At 37.7% G+C, this 1,281-nt stretch carries 3 pseudogenes; all 3 read left to right on the forward strand.

Annotated elements, in window-relative coordinates:
* Positions 1-131, forward strand: a pseudogene (locus O9332_RS27665) (IS630-like element ISMae24 family transposase); the annotation flags it as partial.
* Positions 132-194: 63 nt separating this feature from the next.
* Positions 195-512, forward strand: a pseudogene (locus O9332_RS27670) (RNA-guided endonuclease TnpB family protein); the annotation flags it as partial.
* 193 nt (positions 513-705) lie between these two features.
* Positions 706-1,281: pseudogene (locus tag O9332_RS27675) on the forward strand (RNA-guided endonuclease InsQ/TnpB family protein); the annotation flags it as partial.

Raw genomic sequence — 1,281 nt, forward strand, 5'->3', positions numbered from 1 at the left:
AAATATTATGGAGATTTTTAAAATATGAATGGATTGAATTTAGCGCCTATAAAGACCGAAAGAGCCTCCTCGCTTACGTTAAAAAAGTGCTGGACAATTTTGGAGGCGAGTATGTAATTAATTTTGCCTAGGTACTTACCATCTGTGAGTAAACTGTGTTATACTTAACTTAGCCAATGGTCGAGAATTGTTAGATGCTAGTCGTAGAAGCCAAGTTAAAAAACGGGACACCAGAGCAATATCACCAGCTTGATGAAGCTATCAAAACTTCTCAGTTTGTGCGTAACTCTTGTGTTCGTTATTGGCTGGACAATCAAGGGACAACCCGCAATGATCTCCAAAAACTTTGTGCTGTACTAGCAGACAACAAAGAAACACCTTGGGTTAATAAATTAAACTCACAAGCACGTCAATCGGCTGCTGATAGAGCCTGGCAATCAATTAATCGATTTTACCAGAATTGTCATGCTAAGATACCGGGGAAAAAGGTTTTTCCTCGGTTTAAAAAACATAGCCGTTCGGTTTGTGTTATGCAATGGACGGGGGTTATAAGGGATGGAACCCTTATATAGAAAGGCATTTAGCGATTTTTTTCAATTGTTTTTGCTCTAGAGCGAACTAATCAATTAAGTCTCTTGCCAGATAAGGATTTAGTCGATTTATGCCCCCCTATCGAACCATACCAAGTAACGAAGAACCAAAAAACATAGCCGTTCGGTTGAGTATAAACTAACAGGCTACAAACTATCTGATAATCGACGTAAAATCAGATTTACTGATGGTTTTAAAGCAGGAGAATTTGATTTATGGTGTAGTCAAAAGACATTAGTTTATTATCCAGAACAACAGATTAGACGGGTAAGAGTTGTTAGACGTGCTGACGGTTATTATTGCCAGTTTTTAATTGACGGAGAACGGCAAGAATACCATAAACCGACGGGACAAATAACAGGAATTGACTTAGGGTTAAAGGAATTTTATACCGATGCTCAAGGTAATACTGTAGAGAATCCAGGTTATTTAAGAAAGTCAGAAAAACGACTTCAAAAAGCACAACGACGATTATCTAAGAAATTCCGTAAAGGAAAGAAACAGTCTAAAAACTATCATAAGCAACGGATAAAAGTAGCTAGGCTTCATCTTAAAGTATCAAGACAACGTAAAGACAAAGCAATTAAAGACGCTTTGGCGTTAGTCCAGTCTAATGATCTGGTAGTCTATGAGGCTTTAAAGGTAAGAAACTTAGTCAAAAACCGTAAGCTGGCCAAGTCGATTTCTGAT

This window comes from Microcystis sp. LE19-10.1B, assembly GCF_027530565.1.
Taxonomy (GTDB): Bacteria; Cyanobacteriota; Cyanobacteriia; order Cyanobacteriales; family Microcystaceae; genus Microcystis; species Microcystis aeruginosa.